Genomic DNA, 14,876 nt, shown 5'->3' on the forward strand with positions numbered 1-14,876 from the left:
GGCAAAGAGTGGGCGCTCAGGACGACCCGGCCACCACTGTCGGCACCATGATCGCCACGAAGGCGGCGGTGTCGAGCTCAGGTGTTCGACGGCGCGAACTCGCCGAACGACATTCCGTCGTCACGCCACCAGTCCGCCGCCCGCAGTTCGTCGATCACCGCGTCGAACGCGTCGACGAGCCATTTCCGGTCCGCTGCCGCGAGCCGCACGTCGGACGGACCGAAGAACTGCACCGACCACGTCCCTTCGCCACCGTCCACCGTGGTCGAGAGATCTCCGCCCTCATTGGTGGCGAGAAGGTACCGACTCAACTCGAACTCGACGCGAATCGCATACATACCGCCCAGGTTGACGATGTTCGCCGGCCGCTGCGTCGCCGCAGCCAAGGCGACCAGGGCATCTCTGTACCTCTTGGTGTGCTCACGCGTCAGCGGCACGAGCGCTCCAACCACCACGGGACACACGGAACACGTCCGCGGTCATGTACATGCATGGCATCGACCCCTCGAACGATGCTGCGCACCTGATCGATTCGCGTGCCTATCGCTCTTTTCCCAGCGCTCTCACCTTCTCACGAAAAACCGTTCGCACCTGCTCTCCCAACCGTTAGACGCTGCCCGGACACCGAACCGAACACCGTTCGACTGTGATGTGTCCCACATTTCGACGTCGCAGCTCGGCCGCCCTGGCGATTCACGGTCGGGTCTGCCGCCCGGTGTAAAGTCTGCGTGCCTCACTCCCGCGACGGCTTCGACGGGAGGAGTGTATTCAGTGACCGAACAGGCCGTGGACGAGTCTGAAGGGCTCGGCCATGCCTTTCACCGGGGCAGCCGCCCCGATGACACCTTTGCGGCGTTCGTCGACCGCTACGGTCCCGAACTGCGCAGATTCTGCCGGCCACTCGCCCCGGACGAGGACACGGCAGAGGACGTCGTCCAGGAGACATTCATCGCCGCCTGGAACCAGTTGGCATCGTTTCGCGGCGAGGCCTCGATCCGCACGTGGCTGTTCGCGATCTGCACCCGAAAGATCTTCGATCTCCACCGGCGTCGACGGCCGGACATGGTGGACGACGAGATACTGGACACACTCCCGGATCGACGAGATCGCGAACCAGCGGCGATGGCGTCGAACAACGCCTTCATGAAGGCCCTCGACGGCGCCTTGTGGCAACTACCCCCTCGACAACGCGCATCATGGGTGATGAGAGAGGTGGAATCGATGACTTTTCCGGAGATCGGCAGGCTGCTGGGACTGAGCCCGGACGCGGCACGTGGCCAGCACCGGCGCGCAGCGGCATCGCTGGCGGTCCTACTGGAGGAGTGGCGATGACCCCCCGACGCACACCCCAGACAGAAGGAGGGCGGCGCCATGGTCGGCACTGACCCGCTCACGAACGGACGGGCGCCCGTCACCTCGGCCACCCCGATGCACGCCGCCGACGTCGTGGCAGTCGCGGAACAGTCGGACCTGTCGCCGACCACACTCGCATCGCTGCTGTTGTCGCTGGGCGAGAGCATCACCGACGAGGACGACCTGGTCGATCTCTTGCAGCGCGTGACGGAGGTGGCGCACGACGTCGTGGGCGGCGCCGACAGCACGGGCGTAACCGTCGACTTCGGCGCACGCACGTACACGGCCGCCTACACCGACGGCCGCACCCTGCGCGTGGACCACGAGCAGTACGCCGCCGGCGAGGGCCCCTGCCTGCACGCCTCGCGGTCGCGGGAGACGGTGCTGGTCGATCTGGACGAAGCGACGGACCGGTGGCCGGCCTTCACCGAATCCGCCCGCGCAGAGGGGATCCGCAGCTTCCTGGCCGCTCCCCTGTTCATCGACGATCGCACCCTCGGCGCACTCAACCTGTACGGCCGCGGGCGCGCCGCGTTCGACGAGGTGGACGCCGACGTCCTGGAACTGCTCACCGGCACGGTCTCCCGTGCCATCGGCGAGTTCGCGCGGTTCAAGTCCGCACGCGATGCTGCGGAGGCGCTGCAACGCGCGCTCGAGACGAGGGCACCCATCGAGCAGGCGAAAGGCATGCTGATGGCCCTTCATCGGATCGACGCGCACGACGCGTTCCAGTTGCTGCGCAAGCAGTCCCAGACTACGAACACACGCCTGCGGGACGTTGCCGTCGACCTCGTCGGGCGACTCAGCGCTGTACACGATTCCGAGGCGACCGAGACCGCGTCTTGACGCCCGCGAGCAAGGCAGACGAGGTTGTCGCCGTCCTGACCGAGATCGCCGACGCCGACGACGCCGCGCAGCTGCAGCGGTTCTTCAAGACCGGGCCGGGCGAGTACGGCGAGGGTGACGTGTTCGTCGGCGTCCGAGTGCCGGCGATCCGCAAGGTGGCCAAGGGATTTGCGCATCTGGCACTCGACGATGTCGATGCGCTCCTGGACAGCCCCGTTCACGAGCACCGACTGGCGGGCCTGCTGATCCTCGTCGAACAGTTCACGCGGGCGAGTCGCGCGCGCAATCGCGACGACGACGCCCGCGAGCGGATAGCCCAGCACTACCTGGCGGCCGTGCTGCGCGGACGGGTGGACAACTGGGACCTGGTGGACCTGTCGGCGCTGTACATCCTCGGCGACTGGCTGTTCGACAAGCCCCGCGAGCTCGTGTTCGAACTCGGCGCCGACGACGACCTGTGGCGCCGACGCGTCGCGCTGCTCACCACGTTCGGGTTCATCCGCCGCGGCGACGCGTCGACGACACTCGATCTGGCGGCCCGGGTCCTGAACGACCGGCGCGATCTCACCCAGAAGGCCACCGGCTGGATGCTCCGCGAGGTGGGTAAGCGGGTGGATCGGGGCCTGTTGCTCGGGTTCCTCGACGATCACGCTGCCGAGATGGGTGCGACCGCACTGAGCTACGCCACCGAGCACCTCGACGCCGAGACCCGCGTGCACTACCGCACGCTGCGCAGGGGCTGACCTCGGCCGTTCATCGCCTGTTCCCCGCCGTCCGCCGCACGAGGGCGCGGCAGACGGTTGTCTTCCCGGCCACCGACCGTCGGTCGAATAGGGTGTTGTGTGCATCACAGATGCAGAGTCACGCGTGCGTCTCCGACGCAGTGTCGGAACCGAGAGGACACGAATCGATGAGCACCGCCGAGCATGCGACCGGGGCCTACGCCGCAGCGTTCCAGGAGAGCGTGGAGCAGCCGGACAAGTTCTGGCTCGCCGCCGCCGAGGCCGTCGAGTGGGACACCGCGCCCACCCGCGCGCTGGACGACTCGAACGCCCCGCTGTACCGCTGGTTCGCGGACGGCACCCTCAACACGTGCTTCAACGCGCTCGACCGGCACGTGCGCGACGGCCGCGGCGACCAGGCCGCGCTCATCTACGACTCCGCGATGGTGCCGGCGAAGCGGACGTACACCTACTCCGAACTGCTCGCCGAGGTCGCCCGGTTCGCGGGTGTGCTCGCCGAGCAGGGCGTCGTGGCCGGCGACCGCGTCGTGATCTACATGCCGATGATTCCGGAGGCCGCGATCGCGATGCTCGCGTGCGCCCGCATCGGCGCCGTGCATTCGGTCGTCTTCGGCGGCTTCGCGGCGAAGGAACTCGCCACCCGCATCGACGACGCCCAGCCGGTGGTCCTGGTGACCGCGTCGGGCGGCCTCGAGCCCGGACGCACCATCGAGTACCTCCCCATGGTCGACCAGGCGCTCGGCCTGTCGGCTACCCCGCCGCATACGGTGATCGTCAAGAACCGCGAGAGCATTCCCGGCGCGGCCGCCGACTACCGTGACCGCGGCGCCGCATGGTTCGACTGGGACGAATTGGCCGCCGACGCAACCGATGCCGCGCCGGTCTCAGTCGCTGCGACCGACCCGCTCTACATCCTCTACACCTCGGGGACCACGGGTAAGCCCAAGGGCGTGGTCCGCGACAACGGCGGTCATGCCGTTGCACTGACGTGGTCGATGCGCAACATCTACGACCTCGGACCCGGCCAGGTCATGTGGACGGCGTCGGACGTCGGCTGGGTCGTGGGCCACTCGTACATCGTGTACGCGCCACTGCTCGCCGGTGCGACGACGGTGATGTACGAGGGTAAGCCTGTCGGCACCCCGGACGCGGGCGCGTTCTGGCGAGTCATCCAGGAGCACGAGGTCACCGCACTGTTCACAGCGCCGACCGCGATCCGCGCGATTCGTAAGGCCGACCCGGAGGCGACCGAGCTCGCCAAGTACGACATCTCCTCGATGACGACACTGTTCGCCGCGGGCGAGCGGCTCGACCCCGACACCTACGTGTGGGCCACCGAGAAGCTGGGCGTCCCGGTGATCGACCACTGGTGGCAGACCGAGACCGGTTGGGCCATTTGCGCGAATCTTCGTGGGCTGGAGCCGATGCCGATCAAGGCGGGCTCCCCCACGGTGCCCGTACCCGGCTACCGCGTGGACATCGTCGACGGCGAGGGCACACCGGTCGAGGCAGGCACCGAAGGCAACATCGTGATCGCACTGCCGCTGCCGCCGGGCACCTTGGCGGGACTGTGGCGCGACGAGGACCGGTACGTGAAGTCGTACCTATCGACGTTCGACGGCTACTACCTCACGGGCGACTCGGGATACATCGACGAGGACGGTTACGTCTTCGTCCTGGGCCGCAGCGACGACGTCATCAACGTTGCCGGACACCGTCTTTCGACGGGCAGCATGGAAGCCGTCGTCGCATCGCACACCGCGGTGGCCGAGTGCGCGGTGATCGGCATTCACGACGAGCTCAAGGGCCAGCGCCCCAGCGGCTACGTCGTCCTCAAGGCCGGCGTCGAGATCGAGGACGACATCCTGCGCAAAGAACTGATCGCGATGGTGCGCGAGCAGATCGGCGCGGTCGCCACGTTCCGTGACGTGACCGTCGTGCAGGCGCTGCCGAAGACCCGCTCGGGCAAGATCCTGCGCAAGACGATGCGTCAGATCGCCGACCACGACGAGTACACCGTGCCGTCGACCATCGAGGATCCGTCGGTCCTCGACGCGCTCGAAAAGCTGCTGCGCGGGTAACGCCGACACCGCCGCAAGGGCCTCACCCCACTCAGGGGCGGGGCCCTTCTTTTCGGATAAATCGGATATTCGGCACCAATTCGTACCAAATGGCAATTTAGCTTAAACAACCAAAAGGGCAGGTCAGGCGCGCATAGGGGTTGACCATCACGGTTCGATCACGGTATGTTTACGAACAGGATCCAAACGATCATCGGATTCGACACCATCAATTCGCAATCGCCCCGAGGGGGAGAATTGTCCGTAGTCGCCACGCCGTCCGTCCACGCACTCCTGCGCGACCTCGTCGCGAACAGCACACGGCGCCATTTCCTGCACGATCCCGAGGGCATCGAGCTGTCGAACCAGGCCGCCCTCCTGCGGGAGGTCGTAGTCACCGTCCAGGCCTGCCTGGCGCCTGATCTGGCCGCGACCCGGGCGGCCGAGCGGCGGGACGCCGCGGAGGACCCGTTCTGGGTCGGCGGCCCCGGACTGCGCCTGATCGCGTCGATCGCCCAATACGAGGAGATCCTGGCCACCCTGCTCGACGCGGCGGCCCTGATCGAGTCCGGGCGGATGAGCACGGCCTGGACGCTGCTCGGATCGGCGGCGGATCGCCTCCGGATCCTCGCGGCCCTCGAATCGTCCTCCGGTGGTGACGTCGCCCGACAGTTGGCCGCCGCGTCGGAGCACGCGCGTGCGCGGTTCACCGCCGTGGCGGAGGCCGACGACGTCGACCTCGGACTCCCCCCGGCGTTCGAATCGGTCGGGAGCCTGGTGACGGCACCGGGTCGGCTGACGCTGCCCCTGCCCACGCGGGCGGTCGCGGACATCGTCGAACTGGCGTCGCTCGGTGCGGCGACCAGTCGCGACGGTGGACCGCTCGACGTCTCGTCGCTGCACAACTCCCCGGAGGACACCGACTACGGCCATCTCGCCACCGTCGGCGGCTACCAGTTCCACCTGGCACTCGACATCGTCCGCGCCGCAACCGATTCCCTGTGCGGCGTCGCCGGTGTGCTCACCACCGAGCAGGTCTGGGAGGACTGGGCGGACGATGTCCGCGACGCGATCGACTTCGCGTGGAACTGTATCTAGGACCCGGCCGCGTCAGCCGCGCACACGCACCGGAACGGGGTCCACGAGCACGCAACGCGCACCCGAGAAGATCGTCGGCATGCACTTGTTGCAGTGGATGCACAGCGAACGTGTACGTTCCTCGGCCTGGATCCGGTTGATCAGATCGGGTTCCCGCAGCAGCGCCCGCGCCATCGCGACGAACTCGAAGCCCTCGCCCATCGCGGTGTCCATGCCGGCCTTGTCGGTGACGCCACCGAGCAGCACCAGCGGCATCTTGACCGCGGCCCGGATCTGACGGGCCTGCTCGAGCATGAACAGCGGCTCGTACGGGTAGGCCTTGATGAAGGCCTTGCCGACCATGCGTACGCCGAGCTTGATCGGCTGCGGCATCGCATTCGCGAAGTCGCGAACCGGGGCATCACCCTTGAACAGGTACATCGGGTTGAGGAGTGAGCTACCCATCGTCAGTTCGAGCGCGTCGAGGCTGCCGTCGGCCTCGAGCCACTGCGCCACCTGGATCGCCTCGTCCACCCAGAAGCCACCGGGCACACCGTCGTCCATGTTGAGCTTGGCGAGGACCGCGATCCGGTCGCCGACCGCCTCGCGCACGGCCCGCGCCGTCTCCCGCACGATCCGTGCACGGTTCTCGAGCGATCCGCCGTAGTTGTCCTTGCGCTTGTTCAGCTTGGGACTCAGGAACGAACTCGCGAAGTAGTTGTGGCCGAAGTGGATCTCGACGGCGTCGAAGCCGCCCTCGATTGCGAACCGCGCCGCGTCGGCGTGCGCCGCCGTGATCCGCGCGATGTCGGACGCGGTGGCTGCATGGATCTTCTTCATGCTCAACGGACTGAACGACATCGACGGCGCCAGGGCGGGCAGCCCGTTCGACTTCTCGTTCGCGACCGGGCCCGCGTGGCCGATCTGCGCCGACACCGCCGCGCCCTCGTTGTGGATGACGTCGGTGAGCTTGCGCAGCCCGGGCACCGCCTCGGGGCGCATCCAGATCTGGCCGCGCTCGGTGCGCCCCTCGGGCTGCACGGCGCAGTACGCGACGGTGGTCATACCGACCCCACCTGCGGCGGGTTGGCGATGGAACTCGATCAAATCGTCCGTGACCAGTGCCTGCGGGGTGCGTCCCTCGAACGTCGCGGACTTGATGATCCGATTGCGCAGCGTGACCGGACCCAGTTTGGCTGGCGCGAACACATCGGGGGGAGTGATCTGAGACACCGGAAATCCTTCCGTCGAGGGGCGGCCCGAGGCTATACCGGTGCCAGCGGTCTCGAAAGTGGGGGCGTCCACTGGGTGGGACGCGCGCCCCTTCGCTCGGGGCAGGCTCAGCCGGCCACGCTCCGCGTCGCGATGCCCAGATAGACGAGCATCAGGACAAACAGGAACCAGCCCGCTGCCTGCCAGATCGGCCACGTCCCGTCGCGACGCCACGCGCGGTAGGCCTGGACGAAAGCACCGATTCCGCCGAGCAGCAGTAGAGCCGACGGCACCACCACCACCACCACGATGCGTGCGGTGTCGGTACACAGTCGCCCCTCGCCCGGAGCGCAGTCCCCGGACGAGGACCCCACCGAGATCGTGACGGCCATCGCGACGAGGGCGAGAACGATCGTGATCGCGTCGAACAGCACCGCTCGCCGGAAGGTCCGGGGGTCCGACCACCGCTTCTCCACGTCGCGCGTCATGTGTCTCCTTCCATGTCGGCCGTCTCGTCCACCTACCCGAACCCGAGCGGAACGAAACCGGCGCTCACCCCCTGCGGATGAGGCCGACCTCGCGGCGGTGCGGTTCATTCGTGGGACAGGACCGAACGGCCCACCGACGGAGGAACTGCGATGACGAGACCGGACCCGACGAACGACGCCCCGTACGACCTCCCCGGCGGGTACCCGACGGCGGAGTCCGCCGCCCGCGCGCGGGACGACGCCGACTTCCAGCGGGCGGTGACCGCCTATCGGTTCTGGTACCCGACGGTGTCCGTCGAGGGGATCTTCAACGGCAACCGGGAGATCGGCATCGCCGACAACGCGGCGGTGGGGATCGCGTCGACCGGACCGCTGCAGGTCGGTTTCACGCTCAACTCCGACACCCCGTACGGTGCGGCCGCCCTCGATCTGCGCGACGGCCCGATGGTGATCGAACTCCCGGCCGGCCCCTACATCGGACTGATCGACGATCACCACCAGCGGTGGATCATGGACATGGGCATCCCCGGCCCGGACGAGGGGAAGGGCGGACGGCACGTGGTGCTGCCCCCGGGATACGACGGCGATGTCCCGTCGGGTTGTCATGTGGGCCGGTCGAACTCGTTCACGGTGTTGATGGCCCTCCGTGCGCTGCCCGTCGGCGGCGACATCGACGGCGCGCTCGAGGCGCTGCGCGAGGTGAAGATTCATCGCCTGGGTGCGGACACCGAGTGCCTCACCTTCGTCGACTTCAGCGACAAGCCGCTCGACAGCACTTGCCTGCGGTGGGAGGACAACACCGAATTCTGGACGGTGCTGCACGGGATCATCGACCGCGAACCGGTGGTGGACGAGTTCCGACCCATGTACGGCCTGCTCGCGGGACTCGGCATCCGGAAGGGCGCGCCCTTCGCACCCGATGCGCGAACCACCCGGATCCTCGACCGCGCGGCCCGGGTCGGCCGCGATCAGATGCTGGTGTCTGCCTTCGCCGGGACCCGTCCCGACCGGATCGCGTGGCCGAATCGTGCGTGGGAGTGGGTGGGGCTGGTCCCGGACAACGCCGAGTTCGAGACGCCCACCGGGCTCGATCTCGAGGCGCGCGACCGCTGGTTCGCGCAGGCGATCGTCGCGTCCCCGGCGATGTTCCGCAGGCAGGTCGGTGGCGGTTCCCTGTACTGGCTCGGGACTCGGGACTCACGGGGCGACTATCTCGACGGCAACGCCGACTACACGCTGACGGTGCCCACACCCGTTCCCGCCGGCTTGTTCTGGTCGCTCACCGTCTACGACGCACAGACCCGGTCGCAGGTCCGGACTCCGCTGGGCCGGGCCGCCCTGCGCTCGCTCTTCGAACTGCCACAGAACGACTCGGAATCGATCGACCTCTACTTCGGTCCCAACGCTCCGGTCGGCGTCGAGAACCTGTGGGTCCAGACCCTCCCGGGCCGAGCCTGGTTCGCGTACCTGCGGATCTACGGTCCGCAGGAGAGCTCATTCGACGGCTCCTGGCGGCCGGGCGATTTCGTCCGGATGCCCCCGCTCAGCTGAGCTCGCCGTACCGCGCCAGCGCCTCGCGTCGCTCCTCGGCGTGGTCGACGATCGGATCCGGATAGTTCTCCGGCCGAGCATCTTTCAGCGCGTGCACCGCCTTGCCGCCGATGCCCCGCAATTCCGGAATCCAGCGCCGCACGTAGTCGCCGGTGGGATCGAACTTCTCGCCCTGGCTGATCGGATTGAAGACGCGGAAGTACGGTGCGGCGTCGGTGCCGGACCCGGCGGTCCACTGCCAGCCGTGCTGGTTCGACGCCAGATCGCCGTCGACCAGGTGCTGCATGAAGAACCGCGCCCCGCGCCACCACGGCAGGTGCAGGTCCTTCACCAGGAACGACGCGACGATCATCCGCACCCGGTTGTGCATCCAGCCCTCGGTTGCCAGTTGCCGCATGCCTGCGTCGACGATCGGGAAGCCGGTGCGGCCCTCGCACCAGGCCGCGAACAGCGCGTCGGCTTCGCGTCCGGTGTCGTGGCGGATCGCGTCGAATTTGGCGACGTAGTTGCGACGCGCGCTGTCCGGACGCTGGAACAGGATGTCGGCGTAGAAGTCTCGCCACGCCACCTGCCGCCGGTACTGCTCGGCGCCGTGACTGCGCTTGCGGGCCAGATCCGCGAGCATGGTCCGCGGGTGGATGTTGCCGAACTTGAGGTACACCGACATCCGGCTGGTCGTGTCGAGATCGGGGCGGTCGCGTTCGTCCTCGTAGCGGATCAGGTCGTCGTCGCAGAACTCCCGCCAGCGCTCCAGCGCCGCCGCCTCGCCCGCCGCGAGGCCGGGCCCGTCGGGTGCGGGAATCACGGTGCGCACCGTCGACACGTCGACGTCGTCGGGGTCGATCCAGTCGAGGGTGTCCGGGCCGGTGCGGGCCGGTCCGCGCCAGCCGTGATCGAGCCAGCGCTTGAACCACGGCGTGAACACCTTGTACGGGCTGCCGTCGTCCTTCGTCACCCGACCCGGTGCGATCGCGTACGGGGAACCGGTGGCCACCAGGTCCACGTGCTCGGCGACAGCCGCGTCCCGCTCGCGCCCGTACGGACCGTAGTCGGCGCTGACGTGCACTTCCCGCGCGGCGATCGCTTTCGCGATTCGGGGCACCACCTCGACCGGGTCGCCGCGCACCACGAGCAGACGGCCACCGAGTTGCTCGTCGAGCGCGGACAGGCTGCGGTACAGGAAGTCTCGTCGCGGGCCGCCGGACGGGCCGAGTAGCCGGTCGTCGAGCACGAACAACCCCAGCGCCCGCTCCCCCGCCGCGCTCAGTGTCGGCAGATCCCCCACCCGCAGGTCGCGGCGGAACCAGACGAGCGATTCGGTCACGGCGTCCTCCTGATCGATCGTGTGTCCGGCACACACGACCACGGTAGTTCAGGCGTCGTCTGCGCCGCCCGTCACCGCCTCGCGTGACGCGGTGCGGCGTCGGCGCAGAATTCGTGCTGCGACTCCGACGAAGAGAAGCAGCACCAGCGCCAACAGCAAACCGGCATCGGACACACAATTCGCCCAGTCCCCGAGGGAGACCTGGAGCTCGAACTGGTCGTCCACTCCCAGGATGCCGCCGAGGTTGGCGGTACCGTCGGTGAGCAGGAACAACACTCCGATCGCCACGAACAGCAGACCCGACACGAGCGACGTGGTGTGCGTGCGAACCGGTCCGAAAGCCAACTCCCGGCCCCGCAACCACTGCCGCCGCCCCAGATCGAAGCGGTCCCACAGCAGCGCCAGCACGAACAGCGGGACGGTCATACCCAACGCGTAGAGGGCCATGAGCAGTCCTCCGTATCCGGCGCCACCGCCTGCCACGGCGATGGCCAGAACGCTGCCGAGCAACGGGCCCGAACAGAAGCCCGCGAACCCGTACACCGCGCCCAGCACGAACACGGAGAACGCTCCCGAGGCTCGCACGGAACTGGCGGCGCGCTGGGCAGGAGCGAACGCGAAGCCCTTGCCGAACACCGTCGCGACGCCGAGCACGATCAGGACGAACCCGCTGACCGTGGTCACAGTCTCCCGGTGCCGGGTCAACAGCGACCCCATCGCCCCCAGACCTGCGCCCAGGGGAACCAACACCGCGGCGAGGCCGGCGAAGAACACTGCAGTCCGCGTCGCGAGGCGCCCTACCCCGTCGAAGGCGTACGCGAAGAAGGACGGCAACAGCAGCGCCGAGCAGGGGCTCACCAGGGAGAGCAGCCCGCCCAGCAGAGCACCGAGCAGCCCGATGTCCGTCAAGGCAGGTTCCCTCCGGCCATCTCGATCGTCTGCTCGAAGACGGCCAGGGGTTGGGCACCGAGTACCGGGAATCCGTCGATGACGAACGAGGGCGTGCTCGACACTCCGATCATGTTGGCCTCGAGGACATCCGCCGCAATGTCCTGATCGACCGACGAGTCGGCGGAATCCCGTACGAAACGATCGAGATCCGGAACGCCCGCCTGTTCCGCGAATCCGCGCAGAGCCTCCGCGCTCAGGTCGGGGTGGCCGCGATCAGGGGACGCCGCGTACAACGCGGAGTTGAACTCCCAGAATTTTCCCTGCGCCGCCGCGGCCCTCCCGGCGCGCGCCGCCACCATCGACTGCTCCCCGAAGATGGGCAGGTCGCGCCACTCGATGCGCAGCACGCCCGCGTCGACGTACTTGTCGACCAACTGCGGCTCGATGTCCCGACTGAACTTGGCGCAGAACGGACAGCGATAGTCGGAGTACGCAACCAGAACCACCGGTGCGTCCACCGTCCCTCGCGCCAGCGGATCCCCGTCCTGCCGGCGTGCCATGTCGCCGACCGGTCCGATTCCCGTCTGGGCTTCACCCGCCGCGATGGCGCCGGCGGACGACGCGTTCTCCTCACTCTCACGATCGAGCACGAGGAAACCCACCAGCAGCAGTGCGACGGCCCCCAGCGCACCGAGCAACCACACGTCTCGTCCGATCCCGAAGAGTCGACTCCTGGACGCCATCCGCTTCCTCCACCATCATCGTTCTCGGACCCCAACTACTATCGGCGATAGTACATAGAACTACTATCGTCCTTAGTAGTTCGCGAATTGCAAGAGCGTGAGGGACGACCATCCGATGATCGAATTCTCAAGAACCGCAAAGAGTTTTCTTCGCAGTACGGCTGCCGGAATGCTGACGTTGATCGTGGTGGGCGTGCCGACCGATGTCATCGACACCCCGTGGTTCGGGCGCGAAGTGCCGGTGCGATGGTGGGAGTACCCGGTTCTCGCGGCCACTGTGGTGTTGACTGCCCTGTGGTTCGGCATCCGGCCCGAGCGCGAACAAAGCGCGACCGCCCCGCTGACGGGCGTGATGCTCGCGGTCTTCGCGGTCGGCTGTCCCGTCTGCAACAAAATCATCCTGCTCGCCCTCGGGACCACTGGCGCACTGGGATTCTGGGCGCCGATCCAGCCAGTCCTGGCCGCGGTATCGCTCGCGATTCTGGCCGCAGCCGTCGTGCTACGACGCCGCCGCACCCTGTGCGGACCGGTGTGCGCGGCGCCGCCCGCGCAGGACGGCGCCGACTCGCGTCAACCGCCGAGCATCGCGCAGTAGTACGCGATCGCGGTCACCACGACCGACAGCGTCGCGAACACCGGGAGCGCGGACAACACGAACGCGAACGGATAGTGCAGCACCGCCGCGCCCCTGCGCGTCGCGCGTAGTCCGGACAGCCACGCGATCCGATCCTCCGCGAATCCTGTGTCCGCCGATGCGGCACCGCGACCGTTCCCCGACCCGGCGAGCAGTGCCGCCGACAGGGCACCGCAACCGCACGATGCCGCGGCATGACGGTCCGCCGACAACTCCACGAGCACCCGTACCCACGCCGCACCCTCGCGCGCCAGGGGGACCGCCGGAAGCGCGGCCCTCAGAGCGTCGGCCCACGCCACCAGGAGGTGGTGTCGTCCACGCAGATGAGCTCGCTCGTGCGCGAGGACGGCCGCGCGGACGTCCGGATCGAGACCGGCAGCGCCGGCTCCCAGCACGATCGTGGGAACGCGGCCACCGATGCTGTAGGCCTCGAACTCCCCGCCGTGCACCCGGACCACGTTTGCGCCGTCACCGGCGACGTTGTCGCCCACGAGTCGCAGCATCGAGGCACGCTCGTCGGAGTCGCGGCGGTGACGCAACAGTCCGCCCGACACGGTGCCCACGAGCCATCCGAACAGCAGCACTCCGACACCCCAGGTCGCGGTCTCGATCGCGAGGATCCACGGAACGGTGCCGGCCTCGCGGAGCGAGCGGATGCACGCGACAGTCGTCGCAGGCAGCAGATGCCATCGGTCCCCCGGCCGCAGCCACAGCACCAACGGTATTGCCGCGATGGATGCCACGAACATCACCTGCGACGACAGCCACGCGGCGAGAGATACCCGCGGATGCCGATGGGGCGCGGCCAGGCGATCGAGCCACCGGGGCGCCGCGAACCCGAGCACACCGACCGCTGCGAGGAGTCCGAGTGCGACGATCACGAGACGCCTTCGTCGCGGCGGGATCGGGTCCGCCGCGCGGCGCGTCGGAGAATCCGCGATTCGTCCTCCGAGGCGGAGTTGGCGAAGTGCAACATCACCCGTTCCGCATCCCCGCTCGCTCGGAGAACCTGACGAACGAGGTCGGCTGCAGTCTCCTCCCGACTGAGCGTTGCCCGGTAGCGATAGGCCCGCCCCATCCGCCGACGCGACACCATGCCCTTGGTGTGCAGATTGTCGAGCACGGTCATGACGGTGGTGTAGGCCAGCGGCCGGGGCGGCTGCAATCGATCCATGACGTCGCGGACACGGGCCGGCTCTTCCGAGTTCCAGAGCACGTCCATCACGGCGCTCTCGAGTTCCCCCAGACCGATCATGCCCCGGCTCCGGCGATCAGCAGGTCGGTCGTCAGTTCGATGTGCCGGCGCAACTCGTCCACCGCACGGTCGGCGTCCCGGTCGACGGCGGCCGCGGCGATGCGTTCGTGTTCGCCGTCGACGTCGCGGGCCGCCGACCGCGTGCTGCGGATGCTCCAGCAGCGGTACACCTCGGAGACGTCGCGCAGCGATTCGGCGATGTGCACCAGCCGCGAGTTGGGACATGCTGCAAGGAGCGTGCGGTGGAAGCCGCTGTGCGCCGACAGCCACGCGTCGGAGACCCGGCCGTCGGCATCCGTCGGCGCGGTCCGCGACAGCTTGTGCCGCGCGGCCAGCACCGCGGACTCCCACTCGACGTCGCCGTACGCGATCGAGCGCCGCAGCGCCTCCGACTCGACGAACACCCGAGTTTCGGTGAGCTCCAACAGGTCCGGCACCGACACCGGCACCACCCGGAAACCCAACTGCGCCTCGGACACCGCGAGCCCCTGCTCGACCAGTCGGGGCAGGACCTCGCGCAGGACACCGGTGCTCACGTCGTAGCGCGTCTGCAACTGGCCGAAGGCGAGCTTCTCCCCCGGCGCGAGCATGCCGCCGAGAATGTCGGCGCGCAGCCGCGCATGGATCTCGTCAGCGCGGGTGCCGGTCGCTCGTGCCATGCAGCCAGTACAGGCCGTTCCGAATCGTCAGTCAAGTTTC

At 68.2% G+C, this 14,876-nt stretch carries 16 protein-coding genes; 7 read left to right on the forward strand and 9 right to left on the reverse strand.

Annotated features, from left to right (window positions below; translation table 11 throughout):
* Window positions 1-77: 77 nt before the first annotated feature.
* Window positions 78-455: a hypothetical protein gene (locus tag C8K36_RS10110; protein ID WP_258195361.1), complete on the reverse strand. Its 378-nt coding sequence runs from the start codon at window positions 453-455 to the stop codon at window positions 78-80.
* A 316-nt stretch (window positions 456-771) separates the two neighbouring features.
* On the opposite strand from C8K36_RS10110, the gene C8K36_RS10115 reads away from it, so the two are divergent.
* The 5 genes from C8K36_RS10115 to C8K36_RS10135 all read left to right on the forward strand — a co-directional run bounded on the left by C8K36_RS10115 (window position 772) and on the right by C8K36_RS10135 (window position 6,100).
* Entirely contained in the window at window positions 772-1,332 is a 561-nt protein-coding gene (locus C8K36_RS10115; protein WP_258195362.1) for an RNA polymerase sigma factor, read from the forward strand.
* Between the two features lie 39 nt (window positions 1,333-1,371).
* Window positions 1,372-2,199, forward strand: a complete 828-nt coding sequence (locus tag C8K36_RS10120) for a GAF and ANTAR domain-containing protein (protein ID WP_107984374.1) — start codon at window positions 1,372-1,374, stop codon at window positions 2,197-2,199.
* On the forward strand, window positions 2,196-2,942 hold the full coding sequence (locus tag C8K36_RS10125; RefSeq protein ID WP_107984375.1) for a DNA alkylation repair protein: 747 nt from the start codon (window positions 2,196-2,198) through the stop codon (window positions 2,940-2,942). The genes C8K36_RS10120 and C8K36_RS10125 overlap by 4 nt, the downstream gene beginning before the upstream one ends.
* 167 nt (window positions 2,943-3,109) lie before the next feature.
* Entirely contained in the window at window positions 3,110-5,023 is a 1,914-nt protein-coding gene (locus C8K36_RS10130) for a propionyl-CoA synthetase (protein ID WP_107984773.1), read from the forward strand.
* Between the two features lie 237 nt (window positions 5,024-5,260).
* Entirely contained in the window at window positions 5,261-6,100 is an 840-nt protein-coding gene (locus tag C8K36_RS10135) for a hypothetical protein (RefSeq protein ID WP_107984774.1), read from the forward strand.
* 12 nt (window positions 6,101-6,112) lie between these two features.
* Here the strand turns inward: C8K36_RS10135 and C8K36_RS10140 are convergent, their stop codons facing one another.
* Window positions 6,113-7,312, reverse strand: coding sequence for an NADH:flavin oxidoreductase (locus tag C8K36_RS10140; protein ID WP_107984376.1), 1,200 nt, complete (start codon window positions 7,310-7,312; stop codon window positions 6,113-6,115).
* A 107-nt stretch (window positions 7,313-7,419) separates the two neighbouring features.
* A complete protein-coding gene (locus C8K36_RS10145; RefSeq protein WP_107984377.1) occupies window positions 7,420-7,779 on the reverse strand; it encodes a hypothetical protein in 360 nt (119 codons plus the stop codon).
* 150 nt (window positions 7,780-7,929) lie between these two features.
* Between C8K36_RS10145 and C8K36_RS10150 the strand changes: the two genes are divergently transcribed.
* Window positions 7,930-9,330, forward strand: a complete 1,401-nt coding sequence (locus tag C8K36_RS10150; RefSeq protein ID WP_107984378.1) for a DUF1254 domain-containing protein — start codon at window positions 7,930-7,932, stop codon at window positions 9,328-9,330.
* On the opposite strand, the gene C8K36_RS10155 is transcribed toward C8K36_RS10150, so the two are convergent.
* The 3 genes from C8K36_RS10155 to C8K36_RS10165 are packed head-to-tail and all read right to left on the reverse strand — an operon-like array spanning window position 9,323 to window position 12,288.
* Entirely contained in the window at window positions 9,323-10,654 is a 1,332-nt protein-coding gene (locus C8K36_RS10155) for a cryptochrome/photolyase family protein (RefSeq protein WP_107984775.1), read from the reverse strand. The two genes, C8K36_RS10150 and C8K36_RS10155, sit on opposite strands and share 8 nt — an antisense overlap.
* A 48-nt stretch (window positions 10,655-10,702) precedes the next feature.
* Window positions 10,703-11,563, reverse strand: coding sequence for a cytochrome c biogenesis CcdA family protein (locus tag C8K36_RS10160; RefSeq protein ID WP_107984379.1), 861 nt, complete (start codon window positions 11,561-11,563; stop codon window positions 10,703-10,705).
* The gene (locus C8K36_RS10165) at window positions 11,560-12,288 is read right to left on the reverse strand and encodes a DsbA family protein (RefSeq protein ID WP_107984380.1); all 729 of its coding nucleotides are present in this window, start codon (window positions 12,286-12,288) and stop codon (window positions 11,560-11,562) included. The genes C8K36_RS10160 and C8K36_RS10165 overlap by 4 nt, the downstream gene beginning before the upstream one ends.
* A 169-nt stretch (window positions 12,289-12,457) precedes the next feature.
* Between C8K36_RS10165 and C8K36_RS10170 the strand changes: the two genes are divergently transcribed.
* A complete protein-coding gene (locus tag C8K36_RS10170) occupies window positions 12,458-12,883 on the forward strand; it encodes a hypothetical protein (RefSeq protein WP_219910005.1) in 426 nt (141 codons plus the stop codon).
* Here C8K36_RS10170 and C8K36_RS10175 read toward each other — a convergent pair.
* Genes C8K36_RS10175 through C8K36_RS10185 form a run of 3 tightly spaced genes read right to left on the reverse strand, consistent with a single transcriptional unit; the run spans window position 12,859 to window position 14,836 of the window.
* Complete coding sequence (locus tag C8K36_RS10175) at window positions 12,859-13,803, reverse strand: M56 family metallopeptidase (RefSeq protein ID WP_107984381.1); 945 nt, start codon at window positions 13,801-13,803, stop codon at window positions 12,859-12,861. The two genes, C8K36_RS10170 and C8K36_RS10175, sit on opposite strands and share 25 nt — an antisense overlap.
* Window positions 13,800-14,177 carry a BlaI/MecI/CopY family transcriptional regulator gene (locus C8K36_RS10180; protein ID WP_181319500.1) on the reverse strand — a complete coding sequence of 126 codons (378 nt, stop codon included), beginning with the start codon at window positions 14,175-14,177 and terminating at the stop codon, window positions 13,800-13,802. The genes C8K36_RS10175 and C8K36_RS10180 overlap by 4 nt, the downstream gene beginning before the upstream one ends.
* Window positions 14,174-14,836, reverse strand: a complete 663-nt coding sequence (locus tag C8K36_RS10185; protein WP_107984382.1) for a GntR family transcriptional regulator — start codon at window positions 14,834-14,836, stop codon at window positions 14,174-14,176. Before C8K36_RS10185 ends, C8K36_RS10180 begins: the two co-directional genes overlap by 4 nt.
* Between the last annotated feature and the right edge of the window lie 40 nt (window positions 14,837-14,876).

The sequence above is a fragment of the Rhodococcus sp. OK519 genome, from assembly GCF_003051005.1.
In the GTDB taxonomy this organism is placed as follows: Bacteria; Actinomycetota; Actinomycetes; order Mycobacteriales; family Mycobacteriaceae; genus Prescottella.